The sequence below is a fragment of the Micromonospora sp. DT63 genome (assembly GCF_049841615.1).
Lineage (GTDB): Bacteria > Actinomycetota > Actinomycetes > Mycobacteriales > Micromonosporaceae > Micromonospora.
This window is the reverse complement of the sequence record NZ_JBNCKQ010000002.1, coordinates 742,323-762,399: the sequence shown is the minus strand read 5'-3', so window position 1 is coordinate 762,399 and position 20,077 is coordinate 742,323. Positions and strand designations below refer to the sequence as shown.

Below are 20,077 nucleotides of genomic sequence, written 5' to 3'. Positions count from 1 at the left end.
CGCAGGTTCGCCCACCTGATTTAGCGCCCAGTCAATACTGCTCAGCCCGTCGCCACTTCGCGCCCACTCCGCAACATTCCCTGTTGGTGCCGCAGTAGGTGCCAGCAATTTGGCCCCGTACGATCGATGGGTGCGCCGCCCCCAGTTGCCGCGGCCCGCAAGCGCCACGCGGCCCCGCCTGCTCACCGCCCTGACCGCCGTCGCCGTCCTCACCGCCACCACCGCCGCGTCCTGCGGCGACAAAGACCCTGACCTCGCGCTGGCATCTGCCGCCCGCAACCCCGTCACCGAGGTGATCGACGCCCCGGCGACGGTGACTGCGCGGGCCGCCGCGACCCTGACCGCGCCCGCCGACGGCACCCTCGCCAGCCTTCGTGTCCAGCCTGGACAGCGGGTGAAGCGCGGCCAGGTGCTCGCCGTGGTCGCGTCCCCGTCGGCCCAGGCCCGGCTGCGCCAGGCCAAGGAGGCGTTGGCCGCCGCCAAGCGCGCCGGTCGGGGTGTCTCCACCGGCAGCCTGACCGGCAGCCGGCGTGCCACCGACAAGGCTGCCGACAAGGCTTTCGACGAAGCCCGCGAGGCCGCCGACAAGATCGCCGACCAACAACTGCGGGACGCGCTGCTGGCCCAGGTGACCTCCGCTCAGGAGCAGTACGCGGCCGCCGCGCGCAGCGCCGATCAGGCCGTGCGCGCCGTACAGCGGGGGATCAGCGGGTTGAACTCCGCCGTCGGCTCGCTCTCCGCGGCGCAACGGCTCCAGGCCCAGCAGGCGTACGACCTGGCGAAGGCGACGGTCGACGCGCTGACCCTGCGCGCCCCGGTCGCCGGGGTGGTGCAGCCCGGCGGCACCCGGGCCGGCGGGGGCGCGAACGGCGGCCTGGCGGGGCTGCTGGAGCAGGCCGGTGGGGCCGGCCTCGACCCGTCCGCGCTGGCCCCCGCGCAGGCCGGCCCGCCGGCCGGAGTGGACGACGCGGTGGCGGTCGGCGGTCAGGTCACCGCCGGCACGCCGGTGCTGACCGTCGTGGACATCGGGCAGCTGGGGCTGCTCGCCGAGGTGGACGAGACCGACGTGCTGCTGGTCAAGGCCGGGGTGACCGCCACCGTCGAGTTGGACGCCGTCGCCGGCGCGAACTACGACGCCACGGTCCGCTCGGTCGACGTGCTCCCCACCAGCTCCGCGCAGGGCGGCGTCACCTATCGGGTACGCCTCACGCTGGGTCCCGGGAAGCTGGCCGAGGATGCGCCGGCCCCGACGCCCCGCCCCGGCATGAACGCGATCGTGCACCTGCGCGTACGCGAGGCCGCCGACGCGGTGACCGTCCCCGCTTCGGCGGTCTTCTCCGCCGACGGGCGGGACACGGTCTGGGTGGTCCGCGACGGCAAGGCCGACCGGGCGCCGGTGACCGTGGGCGTCCAGGGGGCCGACCTGGTGCAGATCCTCAACGGCGTCCAGGACGGCGACCGGATCGTGGTGCGCGGCACCGACCAGGTGCGCGACGGCCAGGAGGTCCGGTGACCGACACCCCGCCGGCCATCGAGGCGGTGGACGTGTCGCGGACGTACCAGCTGGACGGGGTGTCGGTGGAGGCGCTGCGCGGGGTGTCGCTGACCGTGCAGCCCGGGGACTACGTGGCGCTGGTCGGGCCGTCCGGCTCCGGCAAGTCGACGCTCATGCACCTGTTGGGCGGGCTCGACCGACCGACCGGCGGCCGGTTGGTCATCGGCGGGCGGGACGTCAACGCCCTCACCCCGCCGGAGATGGCCGCCCTGCGCAACGAGACGATCGGGTTCGTCTTCCAGGCGTTCCATTTGCTGCCGCGTACCTCGGCGGTGGAGAACGTGGCGTTGCCCCTGGTCTACCGGGGCGTGTCGGCCCGGCAGCGCCGCGAGCGGGCGGCGGCGATGCTGGGCCGGGTCGGTCTCGGGCACCGGCTGGACCACCGGCCCAACCAGATGTCCGGTGGCGAGCAGCAGCGTGTGGCCATCGCCCGCGCCCTGGTCACCGAGCCGACGGTGCTGCTGGCCGACGAGCCGACCGGCAATCTGGACAGTGTGACCGGCGCTGCGGTCCTGGAGCTGCTGGAGCGGTTGAACGCGGAATCCGGGGTGGCGCTGGTGATGGTCACCCACGACCAGGAGGTGGCGGCTCGGGCCGCCCGCCGGATCACCATGCGCGACGGTGTGGTGGTGGCGGACAGCGCCACCGCACCTCATGATCGACCGCTGTCCGTCGATCACGGTCGACCTGAGACACTGGTCCCCGCTCCCAGCGCGGAGCCCCGGTCCGTGTCCGGAAGCGGCCCGGGGCACCCGTCCGGTGGCTCTGGTGGCGCCGCCGGAGCCACCGGGCGCCTTCCGCGCGAGCCCGGCCCGCGCCGCGGGGGGACCGACATGCACGAGCCCGGCCCGCGCCGTGCCGAAGCCGGAACGCGTGAGGCCGGCCCGGGCGAGCCCGGGGACGGTGCGGCGTGAGGGTCGCCGAGGCGTGGCGGGTCGCGCTGGACGCGCTCCGGGCCAACCGGCTGCGCAGCTCGCTCACCATGCTCGGCGTGATCATCGGGGTGGCCTCGGTGGTGCTGCTGGTGGCCATCGGCACCGGCACCAAGCAGAAGGTCGAGCAGCAGGTCGAAGGGCTCGGCTCCAACCTGCTGCTTGTCGTCCCCGGCAAGATCGAGGTGGGCACCGCGCCGGTCGTGTCGCCGTTGACGCTCAAGGACGTGGACGCGGTCTCCCGGGTCGTCGGCGATCCCGAGCGGGTCGCGGTCACCGTCGCCTCCGGGGCGACCGCACGGGCCGGCGCCCGCTCCGACTTCACGACCGTCCAGGGCGTGCTGGAGACCACCCCTGCGGTGTTCACCCGGTCGCTGGCCCGAGGTCGCTACCTCACCGGCACGGACGTGGACACCAGCCGGCGGGTCGCGGTCCTCGGTGACTCGGTGGCCCGCGCGTTGTTCCCCGACCGGGATCCCCTGGGTCAGCAGGTGACCCTCGCCGGGGTGCGGTTCCGGGTCATCGGCGTCTTCGCGCCCCTCGGGCAGAGCCTCGGCGTCGACCGGGACGACGAGGTGCACGTACCGGTCACCGCGGCGCAGCGCCTGTGGGGCACCCAGCGGGTGGACGGCATCGCGGTGAAGGCGCCCGACCGGGAGCGCATCGACGAGCTGGGTGAGCGCATCGTCGCCGAGCTGAACCGCCGCCACCCGGACACCGAGTTCAGCGCGGTCACGCAGCAGCAGATCCTCGGTGTGCTCGGCGACATCCTCGGCGTCCTCACCGGCGTACTCGCCGCCATCGCCGGCATCTCGCTGCTCGTCGGCGGCGTCGGCGTCTCCAACATCATGCTGGTGAGCGTCCGGGAGCGGACCCGGGAGATCGGGCTGCGCAAGGCCGTCGGCGCCCGACCCCGTGACATCGGCGTGCAGTTCCTGCTGGAGGCGGTGCTGCTGACCACCATCGGCGGGCTGACCGGGATGGCGCTGGGCGTGGGTACGGCCCTGCTGGTGGACGCGTTGTCGCCGATCCCGGCGGCGATCACCTGGTGGTCGTTGGCGCTCGCCTTCGGGGTGTCGGCGGCGGTGGGGATCGTCTTCGGGGTCGTTCCCGCGCAGCGCGCCGGCCGACTCGACCCGGTGGTGGCGCTGCGCGCCGAGTGACCAACCGGACGGTGGACGCAGCCGGGGAGATAACGGCAGGCCGGATCGGGTGAACCGACGATCCAGGCATGATCAGTTGTACGAAGGGATCGCGCCGGTCACAGCCGCCCCGCTACCGTACTGGTAACACGCGCGTCGCCGCCCGGCCCGGAGCATCCGTCGGGTTGGCACGCGCCGGGCATGGGATGGGTCGGTGAGCCATGGCCGGGTCGCAGTCCGATGGACGGCTGTCGGAGGTCAAGTTCCTGACCGTCGCGGAGGTGGCGACGGTCATGCGGGTGTCGAAGATGACTGTCTATCGCCTCGTGCACAGCGGTGAGCTCACCGCCGTCCGGGTGGGGCGGTCGTTCCGGGTGCCCGAGCACGCGGTGCACGAATATCTGCGGGGCGCGTTTCAGGAGACCGCCTGAGCCACCGGTCCGCCGATCGAGTGCCACGTAGGCGGCTTGGACGGGGGCGCGTTGGTCCTGCTGACGCTCTCCGGCTACCCTGGAGCCCGACCGAGACCCCACCGGTGCGCCCCGCCGCCCAGACTGGTCCGGTCCGTTGTCCGCATGCGGTCGCCGTCGCCACCTGCGTGGTGTCATCCGGTCCGCCCCGCACGTTGTATCGAAAGGCTGTCGTATGGGCTCGGTGGTCAAGAAGCGCCGTAAGCGCATGGCTAAGAAGAAGCACCGCAAGCTGCTGCGCAAGACCCGCGTCCAGCGTCGCCGTCTCGGCAAGTGATCGTCGCCGGGCGCTGAGCCCGGCGTTCGGCCTCACTTGCCAAACTGTCGACCCCCGGAGGCTCAGGTGATCAGGCCGTGGTCGTCCCGGCTCGGTCCCTCCTGTCGGCGTAGGTGCGTCAGATGACCCCCGGAAGCACTTCAGGTGCTCCGGGGGTCGTCGTCGTCACCGGGGTCGGTAGGTACCTGGGCGCGCACGTGGCGGCCCGGCTGGCCGCCGACCCCCGCATCGAGCGGGTCATCGGCGTGGACGCCCCGGAGCCGGGCGCCGAGTTCACCGACCTGCTGGACCGGGTCGAGCGGATTCGCGTCGACCCGGGGTCGCTCGGCGGGCTCCTCGCCGACCTGGACGTCGACGCGGTGGTCCACCTCGCGTTGGTCAGCGCCCCCGACCAGCAGCACGGCGGCCGGTCGGCCATGAAGGACCAGAACGTCATCGGCACCATGCAACTGCTCGCCGCCTGCCAACGGGCGCCCCGTCTGCGCAAGCTCGTGGTCCGGTCGTCGACCGCCGCGTACGGGGTGTCGTTCCGCGATCCGGCGGTGTTCACCGAGGAGACCGAGCCGCGCGAGGTGCCACGCGGCGGTTTCGGCCGCGACATCCTCGACGTCGAGGGGTACGTTCGCGGCTTCCGCCGCCGCCGGCCCGACGTGACCGCGACGGTGCTGCGCTTCGCTCCGTTCATCGGTTCGACAGCCGACACGACGTTGACGTGCTACTTCGCGCAGCCGTTCGTGCCAACCGTCTTCGGCCGCGATCCCCGACTGCAGTTCCTGCACTTCGACGACGCGTTGGAGGTGCTGCACCGGTCGATCGTGGAGGATCACCCGGGCACCTACAACGTCGCCGGTCCGGGGGTGCTGTCGCTGTCCCAGGCGATCCGGCGGGCCGGTCGGGTGGCCGTGCCGGTGCTGGAGCCAGGGCTCTCGGGCGCCGCGGCGCTGGCCCGCACCATGGGGTTCGGCCGCTACGGCCTGGACCAGGTCGATCTTTTCGTGCACGGGCGGGTCGTCGACACCACGCGCCTTGAGCAGGAGTACGGCTTCACACCCCGCTCCACCGCCGCCGCGTTCGACGACTTCATCCGCGCCCACCACGGTGGGGCGGTCCTCAGCCGGGGTCAGTTGGCCGCCGCCGAGCAGTTGGTCCTGGACGGCATCCGGCAGGTCCGTGCCGCGGTGCGGGAGCGGTCATGACCGGGCCGGCGCAGGGCCGCGAGCCGGCGGGCATGGGGCCGTTCGACGTACCGCCGGGGCCGCCCGTGCCGGACGCGGAGCCGGCGCGGCGCAACGGTCACCGACCGGCGAGCCGGCTCGCGCCGGCCGGGACGCCTGGCGACGAGGTCGACACCGCGACCGACGACCCGGCGACGCCGAGCGACAGCCCTGCCGGCGACGAGGTCGACCCGGCGACCGACGGCCCGGCGACGCCGAGCGACAACCCTGCCGGCGACGAGGTCGACACCGCGACCGACGAGCCGGCGAGCGGGGGCGTCGCGCCCACCGGAGGCGGGGCGCGCGGCACCGGTTCGGCGGTGCCGGATCGGCCCGGGGACCAGTGGGACCGCAGGGTCGCGAACGGGCTGGCGTTCCTGCGGCGGCGGCTGGCCGGCGACTACGAGGTCGACGAGTTCGGGTTCGACCCGGAGCTGACCGACGCGGTCTTCCACCCGCTGCTGCGGCTGCTCTACCGGGACTGGTTCCGAACCGAGGTCAGCGGGGTCGAGCACGTCCCCGTCCACGGGCCCGCCCTGGTGGTCGGCAACCACTCCGGCACCGTGGCCCTGGACGCGCTGATCCTCTCGGCGGCGTTGCACGACAAGCACCCCGCCCACCGCTACCTGCGCCTGCTCGGCGCCGACCTGGTCTTCCGCATGCCTGTGGTGTCGGAGATCGCCCGCAAGACCGGCGGCACGGTGGCCTGCAACCCGGACGCCGAGCGGCTGCTCAGCGGCGGTGACCTGGTCGGTGTGTTCCCCGAGGGGTTCAAGGGCATCGGCAAGCTCTACGCCGACCGCTACAAGCTGCAACGGTTCGGCCGGGGCGGCTTCGTCTCGGCGGCGCTGCGCACCGGCACGCCTATCGTTCCGGTCGCCATCGTCGGTGGCGAGGAGATCTACCCGATGCTCGCCGACATCAAGCCCCTCGCGCGGCTGCTGAAGCTGCCGTATTTCCCGGTCACGCCGACCTTCCCCTGGCTCGGGCCGCTCGGCATGGTGCCGTTGCCCAGCAAGTGGCTGATCCAGTTCTGCCCGCCGATCCCCACCGCGCACCTGACCGACTCGGCGGACGATCCGCTGGTGGTCTTCAACCTCGCCGACCAGGTGCGCGAGACCATCCAGCAGACCCTGCACTCGCTGCTGGAACGGCGACCCGACCCCTTCGGCCCCTGAGTCAGCCGGCGCGACGGCGGCGCTGCAACGCCAGGCCGGCGGTGACCGCGCCGGCGACCAGGCCGGCTGCCGCCGTCGACGGTACGGCGATCTTGACGGCTCGGCGGCCGGTGCGGAAGTCCCGCACCTCCCAGCCGTGCTGCCGGGCCTGCCGTAGCAGGGTGCCATCGGGGTTTACCGCGACCGCCCGGCCCACCGAGCTGAGCAGCGGCAGGTCGTTGGCCGAGTCGCTGTAGGCCGCGCAGCGGCTCAGGTCGAGCCCTTCCACGGCGGCGAGCTGGGTGACCGCCTCGGCCTTCGCCGGCCCGTGCATGAGATCGCCCACCAACCGCCCGGTGTACGCCCCGGCCCGCACCTCGGCCACCGTGCCGATCGCGCCCGTCAGGCCAAGGCGGGTGGCGATCACCCGGCCGATCTCCACCGGGGCGGCGCTGACCAGCCACACGCGCTGGCCGGCGTCCAGGTGGCGTTGGGCGAGCTGCCGGGTGCCGGCCCAGATCCGGGGTGCCATCAGCTCGTCGAAGATCTCCTCCGAGAGGCGCTCCACGTCGTCCACCCGCCACCCCTCGACGAAGGCGAGCGCGGCCTCCTTCGCCTGGGACATGTCCCCGGCGTGCTCGCGGGCGAGCAGCCGGAACCGGAGCTGCTGCCAGGCGAAGCGGGCCAGGTCGGCGGTCGTGAAGTAGTTCCGGGCGGCGAGCCCGCGGGCGAACCAGTAGATCGACGCGCCCTGCATCATCGTGTTGTCGACGTCGAAGAACGCGGCGGCACCCGGGTCCGGTGCGGGTGGGGTCACCGGCGCCAGCGCGGTCTCCGCCCACCCGGCGGTGTGACCGTCGGCGTCGGTGCTGACCGTCACCTTACGGCTGCGCGCCACGGGACTCCCTCCTGATCAGGTACGACTGATGCCTCCAGCGAGGGTAGCCGGAGCGCACGGTCGACCGGCCGGACCACAGGGAACTGTGGCCCGGCCGGTCGGACGTGCGGTATGGCGGTGCCGGGGCTGGCGGGTCAGCGCTCGCCGGGGCAGGTGGTCGGGGTGGGCCCGAGCGCGTCGCTGCCGGTCGGTGCCGGCAGGCCGCAGGCGATCGCCGCGCGTACCGAGTCCGAGCGCTCACGGATGCTGTCCAGCAGGGCCAGCGACCTCCGGGTCCGTTCGCGGTCGGCCCGGCTGGCGCCGTCGAGCAGGTTGGTCACCGCCCGGCGCTGGCTGGCGACGAACGTGTTGACGGTGTCCAGGCTGGCCGGCTCGGCCCGCTGCACTGCGGCGGCGGTGAGCAGGCGAATGCCCTGCCGGGTGTCGGCGTCCATGTCGTCGAGGACGGCGCTGTAGCCGATGCGGTCGCCGCGCAGCTCGGCTGCCTCGCCGAGTCTGGTCCGGGCGAAGTCCAGGAACAGTTGGCCGCGGCTGATGTCCGAGCTGGCCAGGGCGAGCTGGGCCCGCTCGGTGGAGCGCTTCATGCCGTACAGCGCGTCGCCGGGAACGGCGTTCTCGCTGGCGGCGGAGATCCCGGAGACGGCGATGGCGCCGGCGGCGATGCCGACCAGGATCGCGCCCCGGGCGCGGGCCCGCCGGGCGGTGACGGCGGGCAGCAGGGAGCCGCGGCTCGTCGCCGCAGCCCGTGGGGCAGCCGGCTCGGTGGTCGCCGGCGGGGTGCCCATCCCCTCGCGCTCGGCGGTGGCGAGCAGCATCGCTCGCAGGCCGGTGCGGAAGTTGGGGTTCACCTCGGCGGTGGGGGGATCGACGCTGAGTCGCTGGCCCACTGCGACGAGCGGAGCCAGTTGGCTGTCCACTCGGGACCGCACGTGGTGCCGCCGGCCGCCGTTGGCCTCGTCGAGAAGCTGCGCGAAGCGCTCGGCACGCCGGCGGGAGAAGAGGATGTCGTCCACCGCAGGCACCTCCTCTCGCTGGTCACGGCCGGTCGGCCGCCATCGTTGCCAGCGACCGGGCGGCAAAGTGACACCACGGAGGTGAGGTGCCGTCCGGCGTGCCGGTCGGACCTCGGTGCCCCGGGCCTGCCGGGACAACCACCGGTCGCACCCGGAGAAACGCGGCGGACCGGGCACGGGTTACGGGCCTGGCGGGGCCGAAATCACAGAAAGTGATCGCCATCACCGGGTCTCGGCAGCCCTGAGCTGCCGAGACATTGATCGACGCCGGTCGGCCCCGCCGCCGAGAATCACGGCTGGAAGCCGTCGGGCAGCAGCCGTGCCAGCGCGCGAACGGCCCGGTACTGCAGGGCCTTGATGGCACCCTCGTTCTTGCCCATCGCGCGGGCGGTCTCGGCGACCGAGAAGCCCTGGAGGAACCGGAGCACGATGCACTCCTGCTGCTCCGGGTTGAGCTGCTTGACGGCGGTGAGCAGGGCGACGTTGGTGATGTGTTCGACCACCGCGGCTTCCGGGCTGCCCTCCGGGCCCCGGTCCTCGCGGTCGGCGTCGAGCACGTCGCCGGTGGTGACCTCCAGGCGGTACCGGCCGGACTTGAAGTGGTCCGCGACCAGGTTGCGGGCGATCGTCACCAGCCAGGCGCCGAGATCGCGGCCCTGCCAGGTGAAGCTGCCGATCCGCTTGAGAGCGCGCAGGAACGTGTCCGAGGTGAGGTCCTCGGCGAGCTGGCGGTTGCCGACCCGGAAGTAGACGAACCGGAAGACGGTGTCGACGTACCTGTCGTAGATCAGGCCGAACGCCTCGGACTCGCCAGCCTGCGCCCGCTCGACCAGGGTCCAGACCTCGGTGGCCGGGTCGGACGGGTCCGGGCGGCTGGGGAAACCGGTCGGGGTGGTCGGGGTGGCGGCGGCCGGGACCGCCGGGATCACCGCCGTCTCGCCAGCCGTCGGATCGGTGGCCGCCGCCGGCGCGTCGCCGACCCGACGGCCCTGGGAGGGCATTGTCGGTCGGGCTGGTGCCGCGACACGGCCACCGGTCGGCATCGCGTTGGCACCCGGGGCCGCCGGTCTCGGTGGTGGCTCGTTGGTGTGCGGGCGGTTGCGGGTCCGCTGGGCCGCGTTGTCGCCGCGCATCGCGGCGTGCGGGTCGCCCAGCGGCGCGCGGGCCGCCTGTCGTTCGTTGAGCGGGGAGCGGGGTGTCTGGCCAGTCAGGCCGACCGGGCGTTCCGCGTATCCGAAGGTGGTCACCGCGCCGCCCCCGTCCCGTTGGTAGCCGGCCGGGCCGGTTTACGGGTCGTTGGTGCGGACCGACCGGGCAACCGGTCGGGCAGGACGGTTCCGGGGTGTGCCGACGGGCGGCAGTTCCCCTTGAGGTGCTGGTCCAATGCGCTCACAGGCACGGGGGCCTCCTCGGGCTGAGGGGTGTCGACTCACGGCAAATGGGGTGAGCCGACCCGAGTGATAATAGGGCCAACGTCACCCGCGCGTGGCAAGTCCGTTACACAGGGCGGAAGTATTTCCCGCTGTGTCGCACCGATGGCGGACCGGTTGTCCGTCGTGTGCGTTTGACTTTGGCCCGGGCCGGTGGTCCTGGGTGGATCCCCAGGTCGGGGGCAATGTGGCCGGTCGGCTGCGCCGCCCCGGCCGGTCGCCGCGTGGGCCGGGTCGAGGCATCCGTCCGACCCGTCGCCCGTCCCATCGGCCGGACTCGATCGGAGCATCGACGGCACGGTGAGTGTCCCGTTGACGGGACGCTCGGCGATCCTGGGGGCCCGACCGTCGGGCGTGGCCTGTCGATCGCCGCTGTGCCAGACTCGACCACCGTGCAGGACTTCTCGGCAGACCCCGCGCCGAACCTCGCCGACCGGGTCCAGCGGGCGGCTCTCGACAACGGTGACCGGCCCGCGCTGTACTGGCGGGACGGGCGCGTCACCTGGTCCGAACTGGACGCCGCCGTGACCGCCGCCGCGCACGGCCTGGCCGCCGCCGCGCCGGCCACCGACCCGGGTGGCACGCCGCCGCGGGTCGCGATCGCGCTGCACAACACCCCCGACTTCGTGATCGGCTGGCTCGGGGCGCTGCGGGCCGGTCTGGTCGCCGTCCCGGTCAACCCCGGCTTCACCGCCCCGGAGCTGCGGCACGTACTGGCCGACTCGGGCGCGTCGCTGCTCATCGGCACCGAGCGGGTCCGCCGCCTGGTCGCCGAGGTGGCCGCCGACCTGCCCGCGCTCACCGCCGTGCACGACACGCCGCCGACCGCCGAGTTGCCCGATCCACGCCCCCGCCCGCGCCGAGGCGGCGACGACCTGGCCGTACTGCTCTACACGTCCGGCACCGAGGGCCGTCCGAAGGGCGCGATGCTCTCCCACCGTGCGCTGCTGGCCAACCACGAACAGGTCGCGGAGATCGAGCCGCCGGTCGTCGGGCCGACGGACACTGTTCTGCTCGGGTTGCCGCTGTTCCACGCGTACGGGCTCAACTCGGGGCTCGGCGCCGTCGTCTACCACGGCGCCACCGGCGTGCTGCTCGACGAGCCCGGGCCCACGGCGGGGCTCGCCGAGATCGCCCGGCACCGGGTCAGCGTGCTGGTCGGCGTACCGTCGATGTTCCTGGCCTGGGCCGGCGCCGACGCGGTCCGCGCGGCGACCGCGTCGGTGCGGGTGGCGGTGTGCGGCGCGGCGCCGCTGGAGCCAACTGTCGCGGCGCGCTTCACCGAGGCCACCGGCCAGCAGGTGCATGTCGGGTACGGCCTCACCGAGACCGCGCCGGTGCTCACCTCCACCCTGGTCGGTCCGGTGGTCAAGCCCGGCTCGATCGGCCGGCCGCTGCCCGGCCTGCAGCTGCGCCTGGTCGGCGCGACCGGGGAGGACCTGTGGCGCGACGGCCAGGCGGTCCCCGACGACGACCCGGACGAGCTGGACATCTCCGACGTCGCCCCGGGCACCGACCCGGGGCAGATCGTCGTTCGCGGGCCCAATCTCTTCGACGGCTACTGGCCCGACGGCCGCGACGGCCCGGACGACGACGGCTGGTGGGGCACCGGCGACATCGCGTACGCCGACGAGGACGGTGACCTCTTCCTGGTCGACCGGCTCGGGGAGTTGATCCTGGTCAACGGGTTCAACGTGTATCCCCACGAGGTCGAGCTGGTGCTCGCCGGGCACCCCGGGGTGGTCGAGTCGGCGGTACTGGGTGTGCCGCACCCGCGGACCGGCGAGACTGTGCGGGCGTACGTGGTGCCGGTGCAGGGCCGACCGGTGACCAGCGAGGAGTTGCTCGCCCACTGCGCGCGCAACCTGGCCCGGTTCAAGTGCCCGACCGCTGTCGAGTTCGTCGACACCCTGCCGCACTCGGCGATCGGCAAGGTACGCAAGACCCAGCTCCGGTCGGCGACGCCGACCGACCGCACGGAGGTAACCGATGGCCAGTGACGCCCGACTCGCCCTGATCACCCGACCCGGCTGCCACCTGTGCGACGACGCCAAGGCGGCGCTCGACCGGGTGGTCGCGGTGACCGGCGACAAGTGGGTCGAGTGGGACGTCACCGGCGACGAGGGGCTGGAACGGGAGTACGGCGACCGCCTGCCGGTGGTGCTGCTCGACGGCAAGGAGCACGGCTACTGGCGGGTGGAGGAGGACCGGCTGCTGCGGGACCTGACCACCCCGCAGCTCTGAGTGGCACCTATGGTGCTGTGATGACCCCTGCGCGCTCCCACCTGGTCTGGGACTGGAACGGCACCCTGCTCAACGACCTCAGCCTGGTGGTGGCCGCCACCAACGCCGCGTTCGCCAGTGTGGGCGGGCCGACGGTCACCCTCGACGAGCACCGGACGCGGTTCCGCCGGCCGATCGCCGACTACTACGCCGAGGTGCTCGGTCAGGCTGTCGACGACGACGCGTTCGGCCGCCTCGACCGGATCTTCCACGACGCGTACCGCAGCGGCCTGACGACCTGCGAGCTGGCGGCCGACGCGCAGTCCGCGATGGCCGCCTGGGAGGGCAGTCAGAGTCTGCTGTCCATGTGGTTCCACGAGGAGCTGGTGCCCACCGTGCACACGTACGGGCTGACCGGCCATTTCACCCGCGTCGACGGCCTGCGGGCCACTGTCGGCGGCGACCGCAAGGCCGAGTCGCTTCAGCGGCACCTGGCCGAGCTGGGCGTGGACGGCGGCGCGGTGGTGCTGATCGGCGACTCCATCGACGACGCGGACGCGGCCCTCGCGGTGGGCGGGCGGGCGGTGCTCTACACCGGCGGCTTCACCGACCCGGCCCGGCTGCGCGCCTCCGGCCACCCGGTCGCCGACACCCTCACCGACGCGGTGGCCCTGGCCGCCCGGGAGGTCAGTTCCGCAGGTAGGTGAGGACGGCCAGCACCCGCCGGTGCTGCTCGGTGTCCGGCGGGAGCGTGAGCTTGGTGAAGATGTTGCGCACGTGCTTCTCCACCGCGCCGTCGCTGACCACCAGGGCGCGGGCGATGGCCGTGTTCGACCGGCCCTCGGCCATCAGGGCGAGCACCTCGCGCTCGCGGGGGGTCAGCTCACTGAGCGGGTCGTCGCGGCGGCGTCGGGCGAAGAGCTGGCCGACCACGTCCGGGTCGAGCACCGTGCCGCCGGCCGCCACCCTGCGCAGCGCGTCCAGGAACTCGTCGATCGCGGCGACCCGGTCCTTGAGCAGGTAGCCGATACCACCGCCGGCGCCGCCGGTGGTGGCCAGCAGATCATCGGCGTACGAGACCTCGACGTACTGGGAGAGCACCAGGATCGGCGTACGCGGCACCAGCCGGCGTGCCTCCACCGCCGCCCGCAGACCCTCGTCGGTGTGCGACGGCGGCATCCGGACGTCGACGATCGACACGTCCGGCCGGTGCTCCACCACCGCCTCGACCAGCGCGTCGCCGTCCCCGACGGCGGCCACCACCTGGTGTCCGCTCTCGGTCAGCAGCCGCACCAGCCCCTCCCGGAGCAGGACGGCGTCGTCCGCGATCACGATGCGCATGGCTGTGGTGTCTACCACGTCCGGCCCCGTTCCCGTTGGTTCACAGCGGAAGCTCCGCACGGATCTCGGTGGGCCCGCCGCTCGGGCTCACCACCGCCAGCTCCCCGCCTGCCGCCCGGACCCGGTCGGCGATGCCGGCCAGCCCGTGGCCCTTGGCGATGTGGGCGCCGCCCTGCCCGTCGTCGCCCACCCGCACCTGGAGCTGGGTGTCCTGGCGGGTCACGGCGACCACTGCCTCGGTGGCCCGGCTGTGCTTGGCGATGTTGGTCAACGCCTCGGCCACCACGAAGTACGCGGTGTTCTCCACCGCCGGATCGAGCCGTCCGCCCGGCGTGCCGAGCTGCCGGTCCGCCTGAAGCTCGATCGGGATGAGCCCGCGCCCGGCGAGCGCGGCCAGGGCGCTGGGCAGGCCCCTGTCGACCAGGATCGGCGGGGCGATGCCCCGGGACAGCGCCCGCAGCTCGGCCAGCGTCTCCCGGGTCTGGGTCACCGCCTCGTCGATGGTCCGCCCGGCGGCCTCCGGGTCGGAGGCGAGCTGCATCCGGGCCCGGCTGAGGTCCATCGCGAGCCGGACGAGGCGCTGCTGGGGGCCGTCGTGGATGTCGCGTTCGAGCCGGCGCAGCGCGGACGCCTCGGCGGACACGGCGGCCCGCTTCTGCTCCTCCAGCACGGTGATCCGGTCCCGCATCTCGGCCACCCCGGTCAGCAGGGCCTTGGCGAAGCTGGCCTGGAGCAGCGCGCAGCCCCGGACCACGATCGGCAGCGTGATCAGGAAGAACACCCCGATCGCGGTGGTCACCCCGATCCGGGCCGTGGTCGAGTCGCCCAGGCCGAGCAGTTGGGCCAGGTCGCTGTCGTCCGCGCCGTGCGGCAGCGTCCAGTCGTACACCCAGTAGAGGGAGCCGGCGGCTGCGGCGATCCACCAGGCCACCGCCAGCACGAAGGTGACCAGCGCCACGATCATCCGCAGGATGCCGTGTGCCAGATCGAGCCAGGACTGGGCGTCGCGCATCGGCAGGAAGATCCGCCGCCAGGCGTTCGCGCCCGCCTCCGGCATCCGGTAGTGCGGCCGGATCCGGGGTTGTCCCAGCACGGCGGGCAGCCGCAGTCGTTCAATGTCGGCAAGCCCCCGGGCCGCGTACAGGGTGCCGCTGAGGATCGGCAGGCCGATCACGGTGACCACCAGGCCGACACCGGCCACGAGGCCCGCGAGGAGGACGACGAAGCTGGCCACCGCGAGGGGGAGGCCGAGCAGCACGTACCCGGAGTCGACGAAGAGCTGGCGGGGGATGCTCGGTGCCAGCGTCGGATGGTCGCTGGCGGCAACGGCGGTCATAGCCCAAAGGCTAGGCATGGGGGCTCGGCGTCCCCATCCCGAAGCCCCGCCTCTCCCCCGTAGTGCTGTCCCTACCGCCGCCCCTGTGACCAGGCCCTACCACCGCCGGGACCGGCCGACGCGGGATTGGTCAGAGAAGTCGGGATTGAGCAATAATCGCCAGGGGTGGCGGGCGCGCAGGGCCGCTCAATCGATCTTGTGGAATGGAGGGGCTGGTGGGGTCGCGTCCCGGAGCGACAAGATCGCGATTTGTGCACGTCTTCACAAGCGCCTACTCTGTAGTTCCGACGCGCCCTGCTAGCACAGCCGGCAACCTCGGTCGCCAGCGGGAGTCCATAAGCGGCCGACCAGCGGAGTTGGCCGAGGATCGCACCGCACGGAGTCTCATGAGTCAGCACCGTCACCCAGGTGCGCCCGGCCGCGCCGGTGCCGTACCGGCGCTCCCGGATCTTCCCGAGGCGACCGTCGCTCGGCTCCCGGAATACCTGCGCGCGCTGCACAACCTCGCCGACGCCGGGCACGAGACGATCTCCAGCGAGGGTCTCTCGGCCGCCGCCGGGGTCAACTCCGCCAAGCTCCGCAAGGACCTCTCCCACCTCGGCTCGTACGGCACCCGTGGCGTCGGCTACGACGTCGCGTTGCTGATCGAGCAGATCGAGTACGTGCTCGGGCTCACTCAGCGTCGCGCTGTCGCCCTGGTCGGCGTGGGTAATCTCGGTCACGCTCTGGCCGGCTACGACGGCTTCGCCAGCCGCGGCTTCCGGATCGCCGCACTGCTGGACGCCGATCCCTCCCGGGTCGGCGAAGAGATCAACGGCCTGGTTGTCCGGCATGTCGACGAGTTGCCGGCGGTCGCCACGGAGGAATCCATCGCGATCGGCGTGATCGCCACTCCGGCCGCTGCAGCCCAGCGGGTCGCCGATCAGCTGGTCGCGGTCGGCGTGACGAGCATCCTCAACTTCGCGCCGTGCGTACTCTCTGTTCCGGAGGGGGTCGACGTGCGCAAGGTCGACCTCGCCATCGAGCTGCAGATTCTGTCCTTCCACGAGCACCGCAAGGCGTCGCTGACCGCGCTGCCCGCCACCGGCGGGTCCGCTCTCACGGCCCTGCCCGGCGGGCTCGCGGCCACCGACACCCAGGAGGCGATCGGCACGTGAAACTGCTCGTCGTCGGCGCGTCCTACCGGACCGCCCCGGTCGCCACGCTGGAGCAGCTGGCCGTGCCCCCCGCCGACCTCACCCGCACCCTGGACCGCCTGGTCGCCCAGCCGTACGTGAGCGAGGCGGTGCTCGTCTCCACCTGCAACCGGGTGGAGGTCTACGCCGCCGTGTCCGGATTCCACGGCGGGCTCGGTGACATCTGCGCCGTCCTGGCCGAGCAGGCCGACAGCTCGCCGGCGGCGCTCGCCAGCCACCTCTACGTGCACTACGACACCGCCGCCGTGGACCACGTCTTCCGGGTCGCCAGCGGACTGGACTCGATGGTCGTGGGCGAAGCGCAGATCCTCGGCCAGCTGCGTGACGCGTACCACTGGGCCACCGGGGCCGACTCGGCCGGCCGCCTGCTGCACGAGCTGATGCAGCAGGCGCTGCGCGTCGGCAAGCGGGCCCACGCCGAGACCGGCATCGACCGGGCCGGCCAGAGCGTCGTCACCGCCGCGCTTGAGCTGGCCGCCGGGCACCTCGACGGCAACCTCGCCGGCCACCCGGCCCTGGTGATCGGGGCCGGCGCGATGGGGTCGCTCGGGGTGGCCACGCTGTCCCGGCAGGGCGCCGGGCCGCTCACGGTCACCAACCGGGGCATCGACCGGGCCGTCCGGCTCGCCGAGTCGTACGGGGCGGACGCCGCGCCGATGACCGAGCTGGCCGCCACGCTCTCCACAGTGGACATCGTAGTGGCCGCCACCGCGTCCACTGAACCGGTCCTCACCCGCGCGGTGGTCGGTGCCGCGCTCGCCGAGCGGAGCCCCGCGCGGGGCCCGCTGGTCCTGCTCGACCTGGCCGTCCCGCGCGATGTCGAGGAGGGCGTCGCCGACCTGCCCGGCGTCGAGGTGATCGACATCGACCGGATGGCGACGCTGCTCGCCGACGGTCCGGCCGCGGCGGACGCCGCCGCCGTCGAGCGGATCGTGCTCGGCGAGGTGGAGGGCTTCCTCACCTGGCTGCGCGGCGCCGACGTGGCGCCCACCGTGGCGGCGCTGCGCGGGCGTGCCGACGACGTCGTCACCGCTGAGCTGCGTCGGCTGGCCCAGCGCCGTCCCGACCTCGGCGACGACCTGCGGGCCGAGGTGGCCCGTACGGTGCACCGCGTGGTGCAGCGGCTGCTGCACCAGCCCACCGTCAAGGTCCGCCAGCTCGCGGCCGAGCCCGGTGGCGACCAGTACGCGGCTCTGCTGCGCGAGCTGTTCGACCTCCAGGTGCCGCAGACCTCGCCGGTGGACACCGTCCCCGACGTGCTGACCCCCACCAACGCCCCGGTGACCGGCACCGACGCCACCGAGCAGATCCCGCCCACCGGAGGTGCGCGATGACCGCCCCCCTGCGCCTCGGCACCCGGGGCAGCGCCCTGGCGATGGCCCAGTCCGGCCACGTCGCCGAGGCGTTGACCGCCGCCACCGGCCGCCCGGTCGAGCTCGTCGAGGTGGTCACCGCCGGCGACCGCTCCAGCGCTCCGGTGCACCGGCTCGGCGTCGGGGTGTTCGTCTCCGCGCTGCGGGACGCGCTGACCGCCCGGACGATCGACTTCGCCGTGCACTCCTACAAGGATCTGCCGACGGCCGGCGCCGCCGGGCTGCACATCGCCGCCGTGCCGGCCCGACAGGACCCGCGCGACGCGCTGATCGCCCAGGGCGGGCGGACGCTCGCCGAGCTGCCGCCCGGCGCCACAGTTGGCACCGGCGCACTGCGCCGCATCGCCCAGCTGCACGCCCTCGGGCTGCAACTGGAGGTCACCCCGATCCGCGGCAACATCGACACCCGCCTGGCGCGGGTGCTCGGCCCCGAGGCCGACCTCGACGCGATCGTGCTGGCCCGGGCCGGACTGGCCCGGATCGGCCGGACCGACGCGATCACCGAGACGCTCGACCCGATGCTCATGCTGCCCGCGCCCGCCCAGGGCGCGCTGGCCGTGGAGTGCCGGGTCGACGACCAGGAACTGGTCGAGCTGCTCGGTACGCTCGACCACGCACCGTCGCGCGCCGCGGTCACCGCGGAGCGCGCGTTGCTGGCAACCCTGGAGGCCGGGTGCAGCGCACCCGTCGCCGCCTATGCGGAACTCGCCGAAGGTGACGCCGGCGATGAGATCTACCTGCGCGGGGCGGTGATCAGCCCGGACGGCACTCGTGACCTCCGGCTGTCCCGCACCGGAACGCCCGCCGACGCTGCGGAGATCGGTAAGGCACTCGCCGCCGAACTCCTCGAACTCGGCGCCGACTCGATCCTCGGCCACGAAGGACACACCGGCCCGGGGACCCAGCAATTTGGGAGCACAGAATGACCCGCACCCGTAAGCCCGTCGGCCGTATCGCGTTCGTCGGGGCTGGCCCCGGTGACCCGGGCCTGCTGACCCGTCGGGCGCACGACGCCCTGGTCGACGCCGACCAGGTGATCTACGACCGGGGAGTCCCCGAGTCGCTGCTCGCCGTCGTCCGCGCCGAGGCCAGAGAGGACGCCGAGTTCACCCCGGCCGAAGGTGCGCCGGGGGACGTGGCGAAGGTGCTGATCTCCGCCGCCCGGTCCGGGCTGAACGCGGTGCACCTGGTTGCCGGTGACCCGTTCGGCCACGACTCGGTGGTCAAGGAGGTGCAGGCGGTGGCCCGCACCGCCGCCCACTTCGAGGTGGTGCCGGGTGTCGGCCAGGCCGAGGGCGTCGCCACCTACGCGGGGGTCCCGCTGCCGGGTGTGCGTACCGCTGCCGACGTCGAGGACGTCAGCACGCTGGACTTCGAGGCGCTGGCCGCGGCCGTCGGCCGGGGTTCGCTCGCGCTCGCGGTGGACGCCGGTGACCTCGCCGCCGTCCGGGACGGCCTGCTGGCCGCCGGGGTCGACGGCACCACAGGCGTCGGGGTGACCGGCGACGGCACCGGCGAGACCCAGTACACGACCACGTCGACCGTGGACAGCTTCGTGGCCGCCGCGCTCGGCTTCACCGGCCGGGTGGTGCTCACCATCGGCGCGGGTGTGGGCCAGCGCGACAAGATGAGCTGGTGGGAGAACCGCCCGCTGTACGGCTGGAAGGTGCTGGTGCCCCGCACCAAGGAGCAGGCCGGCGCGATGAGCGCCCGGCTGCGGGCGTACGGGGCGATCCCGTGCGAGGTGCCGACCATCGCTGTCGAGCCGCCGCGCACCCCGGCCCAGATGGAGCGGGCCGTCAAGGGCCTGGTCGACGGCCGGTACGCCTGGGTGATCTTCACCTCGGTGAACGCGGTCCGCGCGGTCTGGGAGAAGTTCGCCGAGCACGGCCTGGACGCCCGGCACTTCGGCGGCGTCAAGATCGCCTGCATCGGCGAGGCGACCGCTGACGCGGTCCGCGCGTTCGGCATCCAGCCGGAGCTGATCCCCGCCGGGGAGCAGTCCTCCGAGGGGCTGCTTGCCGAGTTCTCGCCGCACGACGAGATCCTCGACCCGGTCGGCCGGGTGCTGCTGCCGCGCGCCGATATCGCCACCGAGACGCTCGCCGCCGGGCTCACCGAGCGCGGCTGGGAGGTCGACGACGTGACCGCGTACCGGACGGTGCGGGCCGCGCCGCCGCCCGCCGAGATCCGCGACGCGATCAAGTCGGGCGGGTTCGACGCGGTCCTCTTCACGTCTTCTTCCACTGTGCGGAACCTGGTCGGCATCGCCGGGAAGCCGCACGCGCGGACGGTTGTTGCCGTGATTGGGCCCAAGACGGCGGAGACCGCGACGGAGTTCGGCCTTCGGGTCGACGTCCAGCCACCGCACGCCTCGGTGCCCGACCTGGTGGAGGCGCTCGCCGCCTACGCCGTCGAGTTGCGCGAGAAGCTGGCCGCCATGCCGGCCAAGCAGCGCCGTGGCTCGAAGGTGCAGGGGCCGACCGCCCTCCGCTTCCGGTAGTCGTCTCCAGGAGGGCC

At 73.3% G+C, this 20,077-nt stretch carries 18 protein-coding genes and 1 pseudogene; 14 read left to right on the top strand and 5 right to left on the bottom strand.

The genetic code is table 11. From position 1 onward, the window contains the following. The first annotated feature begins 130 nt into the window (after positions 1–130). The 7 genes and pseudogenes from ACLQ27_RS10355 to ACLQ27_RS10325 all read left to right on the top strand — a co-directional run bounded on the left by ACLQ27_RS10355 (position 131) and on the right by ACLQ27_RS10325 (position 6,768). Positions 131–1,513, top strand: a complete 1,383-nt coding sequence (locus tag ACLQ27_RS10355; protein ID WP_425866492.1) for an efflux RND transporter periplasmic adaptor subunit — start codon at positions 131–133, stop codon at positions 1,511–1,513. Further along, positions 1,510–2,349, top strand: a pseudogene (locus ACLQ27_RS10350) (ABC transporter ATP-binding protein); the annotation flags it as partial. The gene ACLQ27_RS10355 and the pseudogene ACLQ27_RS10350, both read left to right, overlap by 4 nt. Positions 2,350–2,465: 116 nt before the next feature. Beyond that, the gene (locus tag ACLQ27_RS10345) at positions 2,466–3,650 is read left to right on the top strand and encodes an ABC transporter permease (RefSeq protein WP_357494683.1); all 1,185 of its coding nucleotides are present in this window, start codon (positions 2,466–2,468) and stop codon (positions 3,648–3,650) included. Positions 3,651–3,850: 200 nt separating this feature from the next. After that, entirely contained in the window at positions 3,851–4,060 is a 210-nt protein-coding gene (locus tag ACLQ27_RS10340) for a helix-turn-helix domain-containing protein (protein WP_007465625.1), read from the top strand. 214 nt (positions 4,061–4,274) lie between these two features. Continuing rightward, positions 4,275–4,376: a 30S ribosomal protein bS22 gene (locus ACLQ27_RS10335; RefSeq protein ID WP_007465623.1), complete on the top strand. Its 102-nt coding sequence runs from the start codon at positions 4,275–4,277 to the stop codon at positions 4,374–4,376. Positions 4,377–4,498: 122 nt separating this feature from the next. Continuing rightward, positions 4,499–5,572: an NAD-dependent epimerase/dehydratase family protein gene (locus ACLQ27_RS10330; RefSeq protein ID WP_425866490.1), complete on the top strand. Its 1,074-nt coding sequence runs from the start codon at positions 4,499–4,501 to the stop codon at positions 5,570–5,572. Positions 5,573–5,910: 338 nt separating this feature from the next. Continuing rightward, positions 5,911–6,768, top strand: coding sequence for a lysophospholipid acyltransferase family protein (locus ACLQ27_RS10325; RefSeq protein ID WP_425866823.1), 858 nt, complete (start codon positions 5,911–5,913; stop codon positions 6,766–6,768). A 1-nt stretch (position 6,769) separates the two neighbouring features. On the opposite strand, the gene ACLQ27_RS10320 is transcribed toward ACLQ27_RS10325, so the two are convergent. The 3 genes from ACLQ27_RS10320 to ACLQ27_RS10310 all read right to left on the bottom strand — a co-directional run bounded on the left by ACLQ27_RS10320 (position 6,770) and on the right by ACLQ27_RS10310 (position 9,905). Beyond that, the gene (locus ACLQ27_RS10320; RefSeq protein ID WP_357494679.1) at positions 6,770–7,645 is read right to left on the bottom strand and encodes an HAD family hydrolase; all 876 of its coding nucleotides are present in this window, start codon (positions 7,643–7,645) and stop codon (positions 6,770–6,772) included. A 134-nt stretch (positions 7,646–7,779) separates the two neighbouring features. After that, entirely contained in the window at positions 7,780–8,667 is an 888-nt protein-coding gene (locus ACLQ27_RS10315; protein WP_425866488.1) for a DUF5667 domain-containing protein, read from the bottom strand. Positions 8,668–8,948: 281 nt separating this feature from the next. Next, entirely contained in the window at positions 8,949–9,905 is a 957-nt protein-coding gene (locus ACLQ27_RS10310; protein ID WP_234582369.1) for an ECF subfamily RNA polymerase sigma factor, BldN family, read from the bottom strand. 575 nt (positions 9,906–10,480) lie between these two features. On the opposite strand from ACLQ27_RS10310, the gene ACLQ27_RS10305 reads away from it, so the two are divergent. The 3 genes from ACLQ27_RS10305 to ACLQ27_RS10295 are packed head-to-tail and all read left to right on the top strand — an operon-like array spanning position 10,481 to position 13,018. Beyond that, the gene (locus tag ACLQ27_RS10305; RefSeq protein WP_425866486.1) at positions 10,481–12,088 is read left to right on the top strand and encodes an AMP-binding protein; all 1,608 of its coding nucleotides are present in this window, start codon (positions 10,481–10,483) and stop codon (positions 12,086–12,088) included. Continuing rightward, positions 12,078–12,332 carry a glutaredoxin family protein gene (locus ACLQ27_RS10300; RefSeq protein WP_234582371.1) on the top strand — a complete coding sequence of 85 codons (255 nt, stop codon included), beginning with the start codon at positions 12,078–12,080 and terminating at the stop codon, positions 12,330–12,332. Before ACLQ27_RS10305 ends, ACLQ27_RS10300 begins: the two co-directional genes overlap by 11 nt. A gap of 20 nt (positions 12,333–12,352) precedes the next feature. Beyond that, positions 12,353–13,018: an HAD family hydrolase gene (locus ACLQ27_RS10295; RefSeq protein WP_357575985.1), complete on the top strand. Its 666-nt coding sequence runs from the start codon at positions 12,353–12,355 to the stop codon at positions 13,016–13,018. On the opposite strand, the gene ACLQ27_RS10290 is transcribed toward ACLQ27_RS10295, so the two are convergent. Beyond that, positions 12,999–13,652, bottom strand: a complete 654-nt coding sequence (locus ACLQ27_RS10290; protein ID WP_357494671.1) for a response regulator transcription factor — start codon at positions 13,650–13,652, stop codon at positions 12,999–13,001. The two genes, ACLQ27_RS10295 and ACLQ27_RS10290, sit on opposite strands and share 20 nt — an antisense overlap. 40 nt (positions 13,653–13,692) lie before the next feature. After that, complete coding sequence (locus tag ACLQ27_RS10285; protein ID WP_425866484.1) at positions 13,693–14,988, bottom strand: sensor histidine kinase; 1,296 nt, start codon at positions 14,986–14,988, stop codon at positions 13,693–13,695. 386 nt (positions 14,989–15,374) lie between these two features. Between ACLQ27_RS10285 and ACLQ27_RS10280 the strand changes: the two genes are divergently transcribed. The 4 genes from ACLQ27_RS10280 to ACLQ27_RS10265 are packed head-to-tail and all read left to right on the top strand — an operon-like array spanning position 15,375 to position 20,060. Beyond that, positions 15,375–16,145, top strand: a complete 771-nt coding sequence (locus ACLQ27_RS10280; RefSeq protein WP_234582375.1) for a redox-sensing transcriptional repressor Rex — start codon at positions 15,375–15,377, stop codon at positions 16,143–16,145. Then, the gene (locus ACLQ27_RS10275; RefSeq protein ID WP_234582376.1) at positions 16,142–17,518 is read left to right on the top strand and encodes a glutamyl-tRNA reductase; all 1,377 of its coding nucleotides are present in this window, start codon (positions 16,142–16,144) and stop codon (positions 17,516–17,518) included. Before ACLQ27_RS10280 ends, ACLQ27_RS10275 begins: the two co-directional genes overlap by 4 nt. Then, on the top strand, positions 17,515–18,483 hold the full coding sequence (gene hemC / locus ACLQ27_RS10270; RefSeq protein ID WP_234582377.1) for a hydroxymethylbilane synthase: 969 nt from the start codon (positions 17,515–17,517) through the stop codon (positions 18,481–18,483). The genes ACLQ27_RS10275 and hemC overlap by 4 nt, the downstream gene beginning before the upstream one ends. Beyond that, entirely contained in the window at positions 18,480–20,060 is a 1,581-nt protein-coding gene (locus tag ACLQ27_RS10265) for a uroporphyrinogen-III synthase (protein ID WP_357494666.1), read from the top strand. The genes hemC and ACLQ27_RS10265 overlap by 4 nt, the downstream gene beginning before the upstream one ends. Positions 20,061–20,077: the final 17 nt, after the last annotated feature.